The 14,913-nt window shown below is 42.6% G+C and carries 15 protein-coding genes; all 15 read right to left on the bottom strand.

Annotated elements, in window-relative coordinates:
- Positions 1-70: 70 nt before the first annotated feature.
- Positions 71-457 (bottom strand): DUF2306 domain-containing protein, encoded by a 387-nt coding sequence (locus AAEY97_RS17260; RefSeq protein ID WP_351000360.1) that lies wholly within the window; start codon positions 455-457, stop codon positions 71-73.
- Positions 458-526: 69 nt separating this feature from the next.
- Positions 527-1,243, bottom strand: a complete 717-nt coding sequence (locus tag AAEY97_RS17255; protein WP_101087445.1) for a ZIP family metal transporter — start codon at positions 1,241-1,243, stop codon at positions 527-529.
- A gap of 142 nt (positions 1,244-1,385) precedes the next feature.
- The gene (locus tag AAEY97_RS17250) at positions 1,386-2,378 is read right to left on the bottom strand and encodes an alpha/beta fold hydrolase (RefSeq protein ID WP_182744140.1); all 993 of its coding nucleotides are present in this window, start codon (positions 2,376-2,378) and stop codon (positions 1,386-1,388) included.
- Between the two features lie 94 nt (positions 2,379-2,472).
- A complete protein-coding gene (locus AAEY97_RS17245; protein ID WP_192116474.1) occupies positions 2,473-3,396 on the bottom strand; it encodes a formate/nitrite transporter family protein in 924 nt (307 codons plus the stop codon).
- Positions 3,397-3,678: 282 nt separating this feature from the next.
- On the bottom strand, positions 3,679-4,476 hold the full coding sequence (locus AAEY97_RS17240) for an EcsC family protein (RefSeq protein WP_101087447.1): 798 nt from the start codon (positions 4,474-4,476) through the stop codon (positions 3,679-3,681).
- A gap of 249 nt (positions 4,477-4,725) precedes the next feature.
- Positions 4,726-5,418, bottom strand: a complete 693-nt coding sequence (locus AAEY97_RS17235; protein ID WP_351000355.1) for a polymorphic toxin-type HINT domain-containing protein — start codon at positions 5,416-5,418, stop codon at positions 4,726-4,728.
- Between the two features lie 237 nt (positions 5,419-5,655).
- On the bottom strand, positions 5,656-6,042 hold the full coding sequence (locus AAEY97_RS17230; protein WP_351000352.1) for a septal ring lytic transglycosylase RlpA family protein: 387 nt from the start codon (positions 6,040-6,042) through the stop codon (positions 5,656-5,658).
- A 258-nt stretch (positions 6,043-6,300) separates the two neighbouring features.
- Positions 6,301-7,317: a formate dehydrogenase subunit gamma gene (locus AAEY97_RS17225; protein WP_351000349.1), complete on the bottom strand. Its 1,017-nt coding sequence runs from the start codon at positions 7,315-7,317 to the stop codon at positions 6,301-6,303.
- Positions 7,318-7,365: 48 nt separating this feature from the next.
- Complete coding sequence (fdh3B, locus tag AAEY97_RS17220) at positions 7,366-7,962, bottom strand: formate dehydrogenase FDH3 subunit beta (protein ID WP_101087451.1); 597 nt, start codon at positions 7,960-7,962, stop codon at positions 7,366-7,368.
- Positions 7,963-7,987: 25 nt separating this feature from the next.
- Entirely contained in the window at positions 7,988-10,837 is a 2,850-nt protein-coding gene (locus AAEY97_RS17215) for a formate dehydrogenase subunit alpha (protein ID WP_351000430.1), read from the bottom strand.
- Between the two features lie 16 nt (positions 10,838-10,853).
- The gene (locus AAEY97_RS17210) at positions 10,854-11,051 is read right to left on the bottom strand and encodes a twin-arginine translocation pathway signal (protein WP_011635548.1); all 198 of its coding nucleotides are present in this window, start codon (positions 11,049-11,051) and stop codon (positions 10,854-10,856) included.
- A gap of 50 nt (positions 11,052-11,101) precedes the next feature.
- Entirely contained in the window at positions 11,102-11,767 is a 666-nt protein-coding gene (locus tag AAEY97_RS17205; RefSeq protein WP_011635547.1) for a TorD/DmsD family molecular chaperone, read from the bottom strand.
- Between the two features lie 10 nt (positions 11,768-11,777).
- Positions 11,778-13,457 (bottom strand): 4Fe-4S binding protein, encoded by a 1,680-nt coding sequence (locus AAEY97_RS17200; protein WP_351000346.1) that lies wholly within the window; start codon positions 13,455-13,457, stop codon positions 11,778-11,780.
- 155 nt (positions 13,458-13,612) lie between these two features.
- On the bottom strand, positions 13,613-14,293 hold the full coding sequence (locus AAEY97_RS17195) for a DUF3306 domain-containing protein (protein WP_351000343.1): 681 nt from the start codon (positions 14,291-14,293) through the stop codon (positions 13,613-13,615).
- Positions 14,290-14,757: a DUF3305 domain-containing protein gene (locus tag AAEY97_RS17190; protein WP_059745292.1), complete on the bottom strand. Its 468-nt coding sequence runs from the start codon at positions 14,755-14,757 to the stop codon at positions 14,290-14,292. Before AAEY97_RS17190 ends, AAEY97_RS17195 begins: the two co-directional genes overlap by 4 nt.
- Positions 14,758-14,913 lie beyond the last annotated feature (156 nt).

Below are 14,913 nucleotides of genomic sequence, written 5' to 3'. Positions count from 1 at the left end.
CATGTCATCCACTTTCATCGTTAAACTCATCATGGATAATAATGCGTAAAAGCGCATTACAATCAACTGGTTAGTTAAAAACCCAATCATTCAATAATCTACCAGGCATAAAAGCAAAGGTACCCGCAACAATGAGACCACCACAATACAATATAATCATGCTTCGTTTGTGTCCCCGAACATTGCCTTTTTTAATATAAAAATAGCCCGCAGGAACAGCGTAAAGCGTTAGAAGACTTAATAAATGAATATAGCCAAAGTGATTCAAAAAGCGACTTCCGAGTTGAGCAGGCATAAACAGTGACACGATGGCAGTGAACAACATCAACACCATATAAATTTTGCCTAATGCTTTGTGTTTAGGCGTACCTTTTCTAACAATAAGTAAATAAGTGCCAATGAAAAATGCCGGCACTACAGTGACTAAATGCAGATAAGATAAATTGATGTAATCCATTTGTTTTTATTCCCAGTTCATTACGTTGATGCTTGCAGAATTATTTAGCACGACTATGTAGCACAGAGATCATGACGTGGTTAACATTAATCCCAACATACCAAGACCAAAACCAAATACAGCTCCCATTGGCGGTGCCCAACGTTTTTCAAGTTTTACCTGAGGAGCCAAATCTTGAAATATGGAGTAGAGAATACCGCCTGATGCGAAAAGCATCACTGCCGCAATAATTTCTGGTGACTCTGATAACCACAAATAACCACACATTGCAGCTATGGGACCCAGCATTGCCATTAAACAAAACATGATGATTATTTTTTGGGGTTTATACGCAGAAGATGCATTTAATTCACGGTAGGCACTAAATCCTTCTGGCACATTTTGTAACGCGATTAACGCTGCCAATAAGAACGCGTTGTTACTTCCTGTCGCAAATGCAGCACCCAGAGCGATTGATTCAGGAATAAAATCTGCCAGCATGGCTGCTAGTTGAGAGGCTGGGGTATCTATTTTGTTAAGGTAAATATCAAGGGCCATAAAACTCAGTCCACCAGCCATAAGCCACATACAAGCAGGTAATGGCTTAAGACTCGCTATGCCCTCTGGCACCAAAACCAAAGCAACCGCTGACAATAAAGCACCACCGCCAAAAGCCATGACACTGTGCCTAAATTCCTGTTCGAGCCACTCACTGCTCACGTTCTCAAAATGGGCAATTAAAGCGCCTAATGGCATAGCCAAACCAGCAAGCAGTGTGGTTGCTAAAACAGTTAGCAGCAAAGACATGTTTTAATCCTTTAAAAGGTATAACGCCGCAGTAATTTGCCATAATCGGTTTAGGCCATACAATTATGGAACCATTTTTGGCCATAATAAGTGCAGCGAATACACAAAAAATGCTAGAGATTTAAGCCAGGTTTTATGTTTATTATTGCTCAAGAGCCTGATGAAATGCTTTTATGAAAACATCATAGTCTTCAAACTGGGGCATATGACCTAATCCTGGCAACTCAATCAGTTTTGAACCTTTAATCAATTTCTGAGTATTAATACCCAGATTTTTATAGTCGCCTAATGTTCTGGTTACACCTTCTTTTAACCACCCTCTACCTGGGCCGGTTTTATCTCTGGTGCCAATAATAAGCACTGTTTCATTGTTAATTTGTGAAAACCTATCGACAATGTTTTCTGAAAAAATCGGGCCGTAGGTTAAGGCATTATTCCAAGCAACAACTTGCCAATCATCCCCAGCTAGCATTCCTCTCACAGGCTCTAACAGCTTCTCGTATTCGCTTGACCATTTGCCATCATAATAATTTTTCTTCTGATAGTTTCTTGCTTTATCGAGTGTTTTAGCGAGCTCATTTTTATAAAAAAAGTTAACATCTTTAAACTGCACATATTTGCCGTAATCTTCTAAACCAATAGGGTTAATCAGAATCAATTTATTAACCGCACTAGAATAATTAGCCGCAAATGTAGTCGCTAACATCCCGCCCATTGAGTGACCAACAAGATCAAATTTTTTGATATCTAAACTGTCCAATAATAACTTGGTATTTAAAGCTAATTGGCCGAAACTATACTGATAAGCATTTGGTTTTGAAGATTTACCAAAACCGATTTGATCTGGAATAACGACTCGGTATTTTCTTTTTAGCAAGTCATTGGCAATCCTTTCCCAGTAATAGCCTGAGAAATTTTTACCATGCAACAACACGATGACTTTGTCTGCATTTTTATCACCAATATCCATATAACGCATTTTTAAATCTTTATTTTGCGAGTTAACATTAAATGTTTTAACTTCAAAGGGATAATCAAACCCATCTAACTCTTTATTATACTTAACCGGACTTGCAGCCAATGCCTGTGATACCACCGCAAATAGCGTCATTAATACCAAACAAAATTTCTTCATATTACCCTCATTCAAATAAATCATTCACAAACAACAAAACGCACCATGACAGCCATTTTGATTTAAAACAACCTCGCTTTTTTCAACCGTAAACCTACATCTCTTGTCGAACTTGGCCATAAGCTAACATCGCAAACAGCCCTGTACCGCCAATGATGTTACCCACTAACATAGGGCCAATATGGTGCGACAACGCAGTAAAAAAATTCATTTCACCATTAAGTACCAAACTAAATATTTCATTAGACCCGGCAATAACGTGAGTAAATTCTCCAGCAGCAATGAGCCATGTAAACATGATAATGACCAACACTTCAGACCCTTTGGCCGAGGGTAGCATCCACACCAGTGCGGCAATAAAAAAGCCCGCTGGTATGCCGCGCATTAATGTCTCTGAAGGCGTTAACTCTGCAACATGGCGAGATATCTGGAGGATAGCGGTAAGGATGTCTTCTGTCAGTATGTTACCGTGCACGACAATTGCCGCCGTGAAAAACGTGCCAACAAAATTTGCTGCTAACACAATTCCCCATAAGCGAGCGGTGCAAACAAGAAGATGTTTTGTGGTGTTAGCGAGTAGCGGCAGCACCACGGTGATGGTGTTCTCAGTAAAAAGTTGCAGCCTTGCGAGAATGACTAAGACAAAACCAAAAGTGTAGCCAAGGCTTTCGATGATAGACAAATAAGGATGATCGGAGCCTATGTTGCTGCGGATAATACCTTCGGCCAAAACAGACGCTGAAATGCCGATACCAGCCGCTATTCCTGACCACCACAACGACATCAACGGCCGATCGAGTTCTTCTTGACCTTCACGCAAAATAATAGAATAAACCGTAAGCGATGAAAGACTGCCATGTTCAATCACTGCATCACGCTCAGATTCTGTCAGCGATATCTCTGGTTGCGTCGGCTGACTCTCGCGTACTTCACGCATCTCAACCTTGTCGCCACACTTTGAATCACTGGTTATTGTCGATTGGGTATTTTCGGTCTGTTCCGGTCCGTGCAGTGTCATATTGATATCCTTTTCTGGCTTAAATTTAGCTTGAGGTCCCATTTAAGTACATAAAGAATAGATGCTTTATATCATCAATTCAACAAACGTTACCGCCTCACAAATGACCTATCAATACATTATTAATAAGTCATGTATTGATGGTCTACTGCGATGCTTATTGAACCTCTACTAGGATTAACCGATGGAATAAGTAAATCCAAATCAAAATTATTGCCAAAATTCAAAGCACACTTGTCATTTACTAGCCAAATAAAAACGGGTTAATTTCACGAATTATGGTTATTGATTACCATTTTTAGGTAACGACTGATAAGCACTTTTTACTGTTTCATACCCATATATACGCTCTAATTTTCGCACAATAAAATGACCTCGGGCCATATCTTGAAAGTGATCAATAAACAAAGTATTGATTATGGCACCGCCTGCCGCACCGATAGCAGGTACCGCTTGGGCCGCTGCTTTTTGAGTCACTTGAACACCAAATTTTTCAGCGATTTTAGTAATAAGTTTGACTAAAATAGGCGCGGCTTCATCGGTAATACCTTTTTTGACCATAAACTCAGCAGCTTCTGATACCGATTTTGCTAGGGCAGCTCTTACTGCAAAATATCCCGATTCACTACCATCATCTAAATCACTTTCGCCCCCTAGTGCGAACACCTCTAAACAAGCCATTTTTGTTTCTAGAGTAGTAATAAACTCACCTTCACTACGAGCAATATCAGCTATAGAACGCAACATTATTGATGTCGAAATAGGAAGTTCAACCGCTATTGCAGCCAAGCCAAAGAAACCACCCACACCACCACTAGCAGCTACGCCTAATTTATGCCAAAGATTAGATGATTCTTCTCCGGGAATATCTTTCATAGTAAAGATTGCCGCTTCAGACGCTTTAATTAGCGACTTTTCGGTCACTTTAGCGATATTTTTATTCCAGTTATCCGGTAGAAGCGCTAACCCTTTCTCAATAGGGGTACCGATTAAATTCGTTATTTTTACCGCTAGACCAGGATTTTCTAATAGTGATTTAGCAACTAAAAGCTCTTTTTTATGTGATTCTGAAATATTCAAATAACCCCCTTAGTTGTGAAGTAACGTAGTGCTGCGATTGTGTTTTGCACCTCAAGAAGCGCTTATCACCAATTTGAAGTAAAAGGACATTGGTTGCAAATCAACTTAACGCGCTTATTCGACAATATTCCCACTGCGCCATTGTATTCAAAACAGCGGACACGGCTTTAGCCTTAGACAGCTCAGGTTAATTTGGTAAACAAATAGTGTTGTGGACTTCATAAATGATGGGAAAAATGTTGCTAGGAATTATTTATCTAACGCGGGTAAATAGCCACGACCTTCTTTAGGCAAATTACTCACGCCTTCAGTGGTGTCATTTAGCGCGCTGCCATAATTATCACGACAGTAAACACAAGGGCTCATTTTATTCACAAAACGACCTTTTTTGGTATATTTCCTCAAATATGCGTGTGAAATATCTACATTACCTCGATGTAATTCAACGACATTACCCACTTTTTGTCTTAAATCACTTATAGCTGCATCTTCTGCGCACATGTTGTCATTGGCACGGCCCCAGCCGATGACTTCTTTGCTGGGATCGCGGTGTAAATATTTAGCCGCGGCCCAAGGGCCACCGTGGTGACCGGTTGGTTTACCATCGGGGAAATTTGAGGGCCTATTGGCCAGCTCGTATGCAATACGTTCAAGCTTATCGGCTGGGGCTCTATCACAGAGAGTGTCATGAAACGCAGGACGCGCAGTGGTGACAAAATAATTATGATTATGGCTTATTTTTAAATCGCGGCAATGGGCTGAACTTTCAACTTTATTTATGCTTTCTATCTTAGCTACTGCATCACTGCAGGCTAATATTTGGTCACCCACATTCAGATCTACAGCCTTTATCCATTCCTTTGTAATAAGGTAAAAACGATGTGCTTCGACAACAAGCATCGACGTTTTTAATTCACCTATAGAATATTCAATCTCGATCATATCTTCTGCAACACTTCCACATAGTTTTTTAATCTGGTTAATTTCGCAGCCTATTACATTACAATTTAAATAATGACTTACTGTTAAACCGACTCTTATAAAAGCTCAGCTAAAGAAAGCGAAACCAAACCATATGTTAAACGTTCGCCTATGAAACCGACCATACGGCCAGTTGGTTAGCAAACTGGATTATCTTCGATGCCAGGTCAGCAAGACATATTGCGCCATAGAAAAGTGCTAACGAACGACTTCAATGTTAACGTCAATTAAACCACTAGATATATTGCCAATACTGCTGAAGGCAGACTTTGAAAGATCAATGATGCGCCCTCTAACAAACGGACCACGGTCATTAATGTTAACGATAACACTTTTACCATTATGGGTATTAGTCACTTTGACATTAGAGCCAAATGGTAGCGTTTTATGCGCAGCGGTTTTTTGATTATGCTGATAGATATCACCGCTTGCAGTCTTGTTGTTTTGATGTATATCACTATAGTACGAGGCTTTACCTGACTCAGTGAAACCTATCCTATCTCCACTACCTGATTGGATAGTAGAACAACCTGCCAATATAAAGGCAAAGAATAAAAATTGAATATTTCGAGAAATGGCTATCATTGTTTGTCTTTTAGTTTTGTCACACAACAAGCCTATAGAGCGACTCGTTTTCTAGTGATTTAATAATATCCTGCACACTAACTGAGTTTGAACAGTGATTCAAATTAAACCGCCATCATCTACTACAAGCAATTCCACTCATTACAAAGGTCTTAAAGTTATTAACGTGCCAACAGCAATAAAAAACACCTTGTTAGTTACCCAACAAGGTGTTTTATCTCTGCCATCAATCTGGTGTATTAACACCAGAAAGCAGGGCTACTCTTTGTATTTTAAGCTGCCATCGGCTTTGATTTCGTCGTACCACACATTGTGGTGTTGCGAAGCCCAGTTTTCGTCACAATAGCCAGATACCATACACTCCATACCGCCTTCACTGAGTACGGTTGCCATCCAAATATGTACTATGGTAAATGCGATTAATATCGTCGCACTTAAGCCATGTACAAGTAAGGCGAGCATTGACAGTTCGCGCGGTAAATCCAGTGTTGGAAACACTAACATTATGCCTGTTATGCTGATGCTTAGACCAAAAATAGCTAAGGTCCAAAACCACATTTTTTCACCCGCGTTAGCAAATCCACTGTCTGGATGCTTGCCTTTAAACGGACCAAAATTAATGTAGCCACCCACCACTAAAAACCATTTCAAGTCATACATTTTGAAGGTTTGTAGTGGCATCCACTTAATAATACACAACAGCCAAGACACCATAAAAATGGGGCTAGACCAGTCATGGGCAAACTTGCTAAAGGCGATAATCCCCGCCCAAATACCGTCACCGACATAAGGGGCTAAGAAATGGCGTCCGAGCATAATGATTATACCGGTTAGCATCATGATTAAGCATGAAACTGCCATAGTCCAATGTAACCAGAGATCACTTTTACTCCAACGAAGTACCATTTTGCCCGAAAAGCCTTTACTCAGTTTTGATGGACCATTAACGAAGTAAAACACTAAAAAGGCTGCAAAAACACCGACAACGGCTAAGCCGAGTGCGGGTTTCAGGTAGGTATTTCGCAATATCTTGCCTTCGTTACCCGATACATTTATCAGAACATCAGCATCAAGGCCTTTGTCTGTACTGTATCCCGGTTCGCCGGCTTTTACTGCGCGCCAGAGATCTGCATCACTGGTTTTAGACTTTGCTTGTTGCTGACTTGATTGTTCATCGGCGGCATACACCATTGATGTAACCAACCCCAATCCCATACACAGAACCAACAGAGCAAACATCCTGCGCAGTGATTTGTTTAACGTTAAAGTTAACATTGTCACTCCTTATATGACTGCGAAAATTATCGCAGCCATTGCTCTGGGTTAGATCATTTCGCCGGTTTTAGGATTGTAGCCCCAAATTACATTTGGATTACCGCGTGCAGCCATACGTTGACGGTAAATGTCAGACACTATGCCTGCATCGCCGGCTAACAATGCTTTGGTTGAACAAAGCTCTGCACACATTGGTAATTTGCCTTCTGCAATACGGTTTGAACCGTATTTTAGACGCTCGGCTTCTGAATGATCTTCTTCTGGGCCACCAGCACAGAAAGTACACTTATCCATTTTGCCACGGCTACCAAATGCAGACTTCTTAGGGAACTGCGGTGCACCAAATGGGCAGGCATAGAAGCAATAGCCACAACCGATACAAGTATCTTTGTTATGTAGCACAATGCCGTCTTCGGTACGGTAGAAACAGTCGGCTGGACATACAGCCATACATGGTGCATCGGTACAATGCATACATGCTACTGAGATTGACGCTTCTCCTGGTTCACCATCATTAAGCGTTACCACGCGGCGACGCTGAATACCCCACTCTAAAGCAGAGTCGTTTTCGTTTTTACATGCTGTGACGCAACCGTTACACTCGATGCAGCGTTTGGTGTCACACAGAAATTTCATGACTGCCATAATGGCTTATCTCCTCATCAAGTGTTTAGGCTTTGCTTATCTGACACAAGCTAGACTTGGTCTCTTGCATTTGCGTTACGACATCATAACCATAGGTCATTACGGTATTGGCAGATTCGCCAATCACATAAGGCACGGTTCCTTCAGGGTAGTTTTTGGCTAAACTCTTGCCTTCAAATACGCCTGCAAAGTGGTATGGCATAAAACATTCACCTGCAATAACACGTGGTGTAACCATTGCCTTAACAGTAATTTTTGCACCTTCTGGACTGTGAACAAATACGTCATCGCCATCACGTAAACCGCGATCTGCAGCGTCTGCTGGATTGATCTCGATAAACATTTCTTGCTGCAATTCAGCAAGCCAAGGGTTACAACGGGTTTCTTCACCACCACCTTCGTATTCAACCAAACGTCCGGTTGTTACGGCTAGTGGGTAGTCGGTAGCAAAATCCTTGTCTTGAATTGTTTTATAAAGCGTTGGTAGACGAGCCACCATACGATCTTCATAAGTAGGGTATTTAGCCACTAAGTCACGACGAGGGGTATATAACGGTTCGCGATGCAATGGAATATCGTCAGGGAAGTTCCACACAATACAACGCGCTTTAGCGTTACCGTAAGGAATACAACCATGCTTAATTGCCACACGTTGAATACCGCCAGAGATATCAGTTTTCCAGTTTTTACCTTCAGCTTTGACTTTTTCTTCTGCTGTTAGGTCGTCCCACCAGCCAAGCTGCTTAAGCATGTCGGCAGTAAACTCTGGGTAACCATCTTCAATTTCAGAACCTTTAGAGAAAGAGCCTTCAGCAAGAATGTTATTGCCTTCGTGCTCCACACCATAACGCGCGCGGAAGTTACCACCACCGTCTTTCACTTCACGTCCGGTGCGATACAAGATTTGCGTGCCCGGATGCTTGTTTTCAGGTGTGCCCCAACATGGCCAAGGTAAACCATAGGTTTCGCCTTTAGCTGGGCCGCCAGGTGCTTCAAGTGAGTTTACGTCGAAGGTGCCCCAGTTTTCTTGGTGCATTTTCAAACGCTCAGGGCTTTGGCCTGTATAACCAATAGTCCACATACCGGTGTTAAATTCACGGGTAATGTCTTCCACTAATGGCTCATCGCCATTAACCTTGATGTGCTTACAGAATTGGTCCGCAACGCCCCATTTTCTGGCCAGTTTATACATGATGGTGTGATCAGGTAATGACTCAAATAATGGTTCGATAACTTGCGTACGCCACTGCAGTGAACGGTTGGAGGCTGAAACCGAACCGTAGGTTTCAAACTGAGTTGCCGCAGGTAATAAATACACTCCATCTTGGCGTTCGTGCATAACACCCGCCATGGTTGGGAATGGATCAACGACCACAATGGTATCCATTTTATTCAGTGCTTCACGGATTTCACGACCGCGAGTTTCGGTGTTAACTGACTGACCCCAAAAGAACCCCAGACGAATATTGTCTCGTTGAGCAATCTTGGTTTTGTCTTCTAACACACCATCATGCCAACGCGAACAAGGAATACCCGCAGATGTTTGTGGAGATTGACCTAAGTATTCACCTTGGTCAAAACGCTCGGTGATCCACTTTGGTTCAAGGTCCCACACATTAGCCCAATGGTCCCATGCGCCAGACGTTAAGCCGTAGTAGCCTGGTAAGTTATCAAATAACAAACCAAAGTCAGTCGCACCCTGTACGTTATCGTGACCACGGAAAATGTTAGTTCCGCCGCCTTCTATACCCATGTTGCCAAGGGCAAGCTGTAAAATACAGTAAGCACGAGTGTTAGCATTACCAATGTGATGCTGAGTCCCACCCATACACCACACGACTGTGCCTGGCTTAGTTTCTGCCATCATTTTAGCAACACGGTACATTTGTGCTTTTGGCACACCGGCAATATGTTCGACTTCTTCTGGAGTGTATTTTTTCACTTCTTCTTTGATACGTTCCATGCCGTATACACGTTGAGAAATGAATGAATCATCTTGCCAGCCGTTTTCGAAAATGTGCCATAACAGACCATAAATAAATGGAATGTCAGTACCTGGACGAATATGGACATATTCATCAGACTTAGCCGCTGTACGGGTAAAGCGTGGATCAACTACGATGATTTTGGCACCGCGTTCTTTACCAATCAAAATGTGTTGCATCGCCACTGGGTGAGCTTCACATGGGTTAGAACCAATAAACATCATGCATTTTGAATTGCGGATGTCGTTAAACGAGTTAGTTTGCGCACCGTAGCCCCAAGTGTTTGCAACACCGGCTACCGTGGTAGAGTGACAAATACGAGCAGAGTGATCGACGTTGTTCGTGCCCCACATTGCTGCTAATTTGCGATACATATAAGCTTGTTCGTTTGAAAATTTAGCACTACCCATAAAGTAAACTGAATCAGGACCAGACTCTTGACGAATCGACTCCATTTTGTCGCCTACTTCATTGATGGCTTGATCCCATGATAGACGCTTCCATTTACCACCTTCTAGCTTCATTGGGTATTTTAAGCGTTTTTCACCGTGACCATGCTCACGTAATGCTGCGCCTTTAGCACAATGTCCACCTTGGTTAAATGGATGATCGAACGCAGGCTCTTGCCCTGTCCACACACCATTTTGAACTTCAGCATACACACCACAACCTACTGAACAATGTGAACAAATAGTTCGTTTTATTTCGGTAGGTGCATTGTGCGGTACATCTTTAGCTTCTGCTTTACGCATCATACCTGCGCCAAGCATTGAAGCCGCTGCAATACCACCGGTCGCCAAACTGGCAGACTTGAGGAATTGACGTCGGTTAAGACCTAGGCCTGACTTTTCAGCTTTAGTGGCCGTGTCTGTTTTGCGGGTTAATCGCATCACACACTCTCCTTTGTTATTTGCTTAACGAAGCATAGTAATTGCGAATATGCTCAGTTTCGCGATAGTTATTACCCGTAGGCTCTTCTGTAGACGGTTTAGTGACTTGAGCAAGTGCGGGTGCACTGACACTGGCCACAGCACCTGCCGCACTGCCGAGCGCTAATGCTTTGAGCATTTGGCGACGACCCATGTCGGAAGCTTGCTTTTTCATATGGTCTCCTTGTTAAAATAAAGATGGGGCTGAATAAGCCGTCATCCAGTTTAGTTAATTTGTACAACCTCTTCTTCAAGCGGATCTAAGTCAGCACTACCTGGACAATTCACCGGAATATCCAAACTCAGTTGTTCAAATTCATTGGCTTCAGCGGTAAAAAATGCTTTAGCTAATTGCGCGACGTTTAGGTAAAAATTAGCACTAGGTGTTTTAGCCAAATTATCGCAAAAACGTATAATCCAACTGCCAATATGGCGTTGATAAAACGCTAATTGACGGTAACCTGGTGCTTCCAAAATTAAGCAGCCCATGACTTCGCATAATGCGGCGACATGGTCTTCTGGTTCTTTTACATTCTCTTCACGTTCAAAGCCTAGTAGCATCAGGTCACTCCGCAATGCCGCTAAGGGTTTATCCATTAAAGAGCCAGTCATAAACCAGCTGCCATAAGGCATAATCTCACCACTGCCTACGCCTAAGAAAATGGCAAAGTATTCATCTTCTAGGGTGTTGGTATCACTATTTTCTGCTGCCAGTTTTAACGCATTCCATGCTTGACTCATGGTATTGCCATCCTCGGCCTCTACCTCTAAACCAGCTAAAAACTGTAATAACTCAGTATTGGGTTGGCGACGAAATAACGCAGCCAGCAACTGATATATATCGGCTCTTAACTGATCATTTTCACTTACTTGTCTTCCTGTTTCTGTCATAGGAGATCTCTTATTGCAATTGCTTTTCTGGATCGTCAAGGATGTCTTCAAACATGTCTTTTACACGGCAATCGCCACACATTTTCAAACGTTCAATATTGGCGCTAAACGCACTATGTTCACCTACCATCTCAATTATTTTTTTCACCATAGATTGGGTGGCAAATTCACTACCACATCGAATACATTCAAACGGAGGCTCATGTTTTAATACTTGAACTTGTTGTCTTGTAGACTGATTGAAGTTGATTTGAGGTAGTAAACTAATGACGTTTTCGGGACAGGCCGCTTCACATAAACCGCATTGGACGCAATCTTGCTCAACAAATTTAAGAGCAGGAGCGTCGCCGCCATCCTTTAACGCTTGGGTTGGACACGTTGACACACACGACAAACATAATGTGCACTTGTCACTGTTAATGCTAACCATACCGTAGGGAATATTCGCCATGGTTAACACGTCATCAACACCTGCAGCTTGACCATTTAGGTGGTCAATCGCTTGGAACATAATATTGCGTTTTACATTGGTATTAGGTTCGATAGCGTTCAAGGTCATCGGCATGATTACTGGCCAAGCTAAACTAATGGCTAGCGCCTCATCTAACTGGGTTAGCTCTGACGGTGTAATTAAACGAATCCGTTGTGGCTGTCCCATTTGGTCGAGTATGCGATTTGCTAATGTAGACTCACCTTTAAGCATTTGCAGTAATGTTGGTGCCGTAACCGGAGTGTGTAGAATTAAAATTTCGCGTGCACCATTGGCTAATGCAGCCAACCAATGATCAATACTTGCTACAGTGATTTCTTCCATTGCAACAGGTAACACGTCACCGCTTAACTGCTCGTTAATCCATTCTGCGCCAGCTTCATTGTCATGAAATAATATTACTGGGGCAGTTTGCGCTTCTTGACGATAACGACTAATTAACTTTTCGAGGTAAGTATGCAGTGAGGCTGGGGTTGGTAAATCATAGCTTAGCGCCCCAGTTGGGCATGCATTAGTACAGCTGCCTGCGCCATGACAAAGATAAGGGTCAATTTCAATTTTATGTGCAACGCTACTAATGGCATCAGCAGGGCAAAAGTTTAAACAACGATTACAACCGTTTAAACCGTGTTTATCATGAGCGCAAATATCGCTGTTAACTCGGACATAGCGCGGTTTATCAAACTCACCGATTAACTCTGGAATACTGGCAATCGCATCGGCAAGTAAATCGCTGTCTTGGCCGACATAAAAGTAACCAGGAGGAAGCATTTCAAGGCTAATGCATGGGCTGTGGCTTAAATCGAGCACAATATCAAAGTGCGCTTGGCGTATGGCGACCACACTTAGTTCGGTAATACCGCTTTCACCTTCAACTTTGACCTGAAACTGGCCTAAAAAACCTTTTACGCTGGCCAATTTATTGTAATAACTTTCAACATCAGTGGCAGCATTCATCACCGCTTCAAGGTGAGTTTCATCTTGGTTAGTGATCGCTTCATTGGCTAAAATGACTCGGCTTGCCATTGTGGACAATTTGTCCGCAGCTAAACGCGCGAGATCTTCAGGCCCAATAATAAGCACATGCCCCTGGGTGATATAGCTAACAGTGGGCGGAATTAAATTTTGCAAAATCTGCGTATTCGCCATCACCTGTTGTCGTGCTTGTTTCAGCTGTGGCTGGTTTTTTCTTATACTCATTGCGTTCCCAATTATCGGTTTTTATACCTCATTAACAGTGATAGCTCAGTTCACTGTTCACGCTTATTGCACGTAATAGATTGACATTAACTTGTTCTAAATCTGTAACTAACGACTTTTATTTATGTCATATTCATCTGGTGACTGTGTCGTTGTTACGCTTTCGCCTCATCACTGGCGACAGCTTGCTTTATCAGATCATCATCCTGGTAAAGCGGTTGTTCTGCTTGCGATAACGCCGCAATCGTTGTTGCATCATTATCGGCTAAATCGATTGAGTCCTCTTCGGCTATCGAGTCGGTTTCTTCGGTTTGTTCAGCTAATTCGGTTGGTACTAATTCGTTTGATGCGAATTCAGCGGGGTCAGCTAAGTCAGTTGGCGCTAAGTCAGCATCTAATTCTGGCTCAGGCTTTTCTTTTTCAATGACATATCGAAACACTTTACTGGCCAACTCTGCAGATACATCCGCTGACAATAGCGGTTGATTGGTATAATCCAATGCATATTCAAGCAGCCCATCGATATGACCATATTGTGGCTGTTTCCATAATGCTCGTAGCGCAGCAGCTTTAGTCGTTGGGTCGACACTTTTGGCCATAAAGCGGGCAAAACTGCCACCTACTTCAATCGAGTTTGGGTCTGGTAATGCTTCTGGCTCTGCCACCTCATCCGCATCTATAGCGCTAACGTCTTCGATTGGTTCAGCTGTTAGTATGTTGAAGTCATCAGGCTTTTCTTGTGCCTGTTGCAACAACTCTTCTTGTTTAGCCTCTTCAGCAACCCGCTGACGCCTAATTTCCCAACGGTTAAGAAGACCTTCTGCTTTATCGCTCATTGCATATTTCCAGAGCGATTCGCGCTCGGCCCTTCATTTTTACGGCGGTTAACATGCTTGCGTCTATGAGCGCTGATTTCCACTTCGCCGTGACGAGTGATGAATGCCTCTATCCAACAGGCAATGGCACTAGGCATGGGAATATTGAGCACTGGAGTATCTGATTCTAGGCAACCGGCACTCACGTGTTGATCGGCAGAGATCATCGCAGGCACCCATGTACCATCAATCAATTCATCGCACACAATAAAGAGTGTTGCATTATCCATATCGAGATTGATGCGATAACTACCACGTTGATCTTTGTACAATTCCAGTGGCACCAAAACAGAATTGTCTGGTTGCTGCTCTGTTGCTGGAACCATTTGATCCAGCTCCCAGCGAACAGATGTCCAGCGCCCTACTTGGGTTTGAACCTTTTTCAATGAAACATACATTGGCCAAATCGTGTCGGTGTGTTGCATGGTAATGCTTACCTCTGACATGAATATGTGTATTGAAATACACTTGATTGATTTGTTTATAACTAAAATAGGAGCAAAAATGATGCCAACTAAAAAGTAAAATTAACTTTGAACTAGATCCCGAAATCCCTCCTAAGAATAGGACAATATGTCCAC

Source organism: Shewanella sp. TB7-MNA-CIBAN-0143, from assembly GCF_040310065.1.
Classification (GTDB): Bacteria; Pseudomonadota; Gammaproteobacteria; order Enterobacterales; family Shewanellaceae; genus Shewanella.
Note: the sequence above shows the minus strand (reverse complement) of the source record. Positions and strands in the feature narration are given on the sequence as shown.

What these genes read in the sequence shown, in the direction of transcription:
- AAEY97_RS17210 (WP_011635548.1), bottom strand. Translation starts at nt 11,051, where the DNA reads ATGAAAAAGCAAGCTTCCGACATGGGTCGTCGCCAAATGCTCAAAGCA.
- AAEY97_RS17260 (WP_351000360.1), bottom strand. Translation starts at nt 457, where the DNA reads ATGGATTACATCAATTTATCTTATCTGCATTTAGTCACTGTAGTGCCG.
- AAEY97_RS17200 (WP_351000346.1), bottom strand. Translation starts at nt 13,457, where the DNA reads ATGAGTATAAGAAAAAACCAGCCACAGCTGAAACAAGCACGACAACAG.
- AAEY97_RS17205 (WP_011635547.1), bottom strand. Translation starts at nt 11,767, where the DNA reads ATGACAGAAACAGGAAGACAAGTAAGTGAAAATGATCAGTTAAGAGCC.
- fdh3B (WP_101087451.1), bottom strand. Translation starts at nt 7,962, where the DNA reads ATGGCAGTCATGAAATTTCTGTGTGACACCAAACGCTGCATCGAGTGT.
- AAEY97_RS17230 (WP_351000352.1), bottom strand. Translation starts at nt 6,042, where the DNA reads ATGATAGCCATTTCTCGAAATATTCAATTTTTATTCTTTGCCTTTATA.
- AAEY97_RS17235 (WP_351000355.1), bottom strand. Translation starts at nt 5,418, where the DNA reads ATGATCGAGATTGAATATTCTATAGGTGAATTAAAAACGTCGATGCTT.
- AAEY97_RS17225 (WP_351000349.1), bottom strand. Translation starts at nt 7,317, where the DNA reads ATGTTAACTTTAACGTTAAACAAATCACTGCGCAGGATGTTTGCTCTG.
- AAEY97_RS17255 (WP_101087445.1), bottom strand. Translation starts at nt 1,243, where the DNA reads ATGTCTTTGCTGCTAACTGTTTTAGCAACCACACTGCTTGCTGGTTTG.
- AAEY97_RS17245 (WP_192116474.1), bottom strand. Translation starts at nt 3,396, where the DNA reads ATGACACTGCACGGACCGGAACAGACCGAAAATACCCAATCGACAATA.
- AAEY97_RS17215 (WP_351000430.1), bottom strand. Translation starts at nt 10,837, where the DNA reads ATGCGATTAACCCGCAAAACAGACACGGCCACTAAAGCTGAAAAGTCA.
- AAEY97_RS17195 (WP_351000343.1), bottom strand. Translation starts at nt 14,293, where the DNA reads ATGAGCGATAAAGCAGAAGGTCTTCTTAACCGTTGGGAAATTAGGCGT.
- AAEY97_RS17190 (WP_059745292.1), bottom strand. Translation starts at nt 14,757, where the DNA reads ATGCAACACACCGACACGATTTGGCCAATGTATGTTTCATTGAAAAAG.
- AAEY97_RS17250 (WP_182744140.1), bottom strand. Translation starts at nt 2,378, where the DNA reads ATGAAGAAATTTTGTTTGGTATTAATGACGCTATTTGCGGTGGTATCA.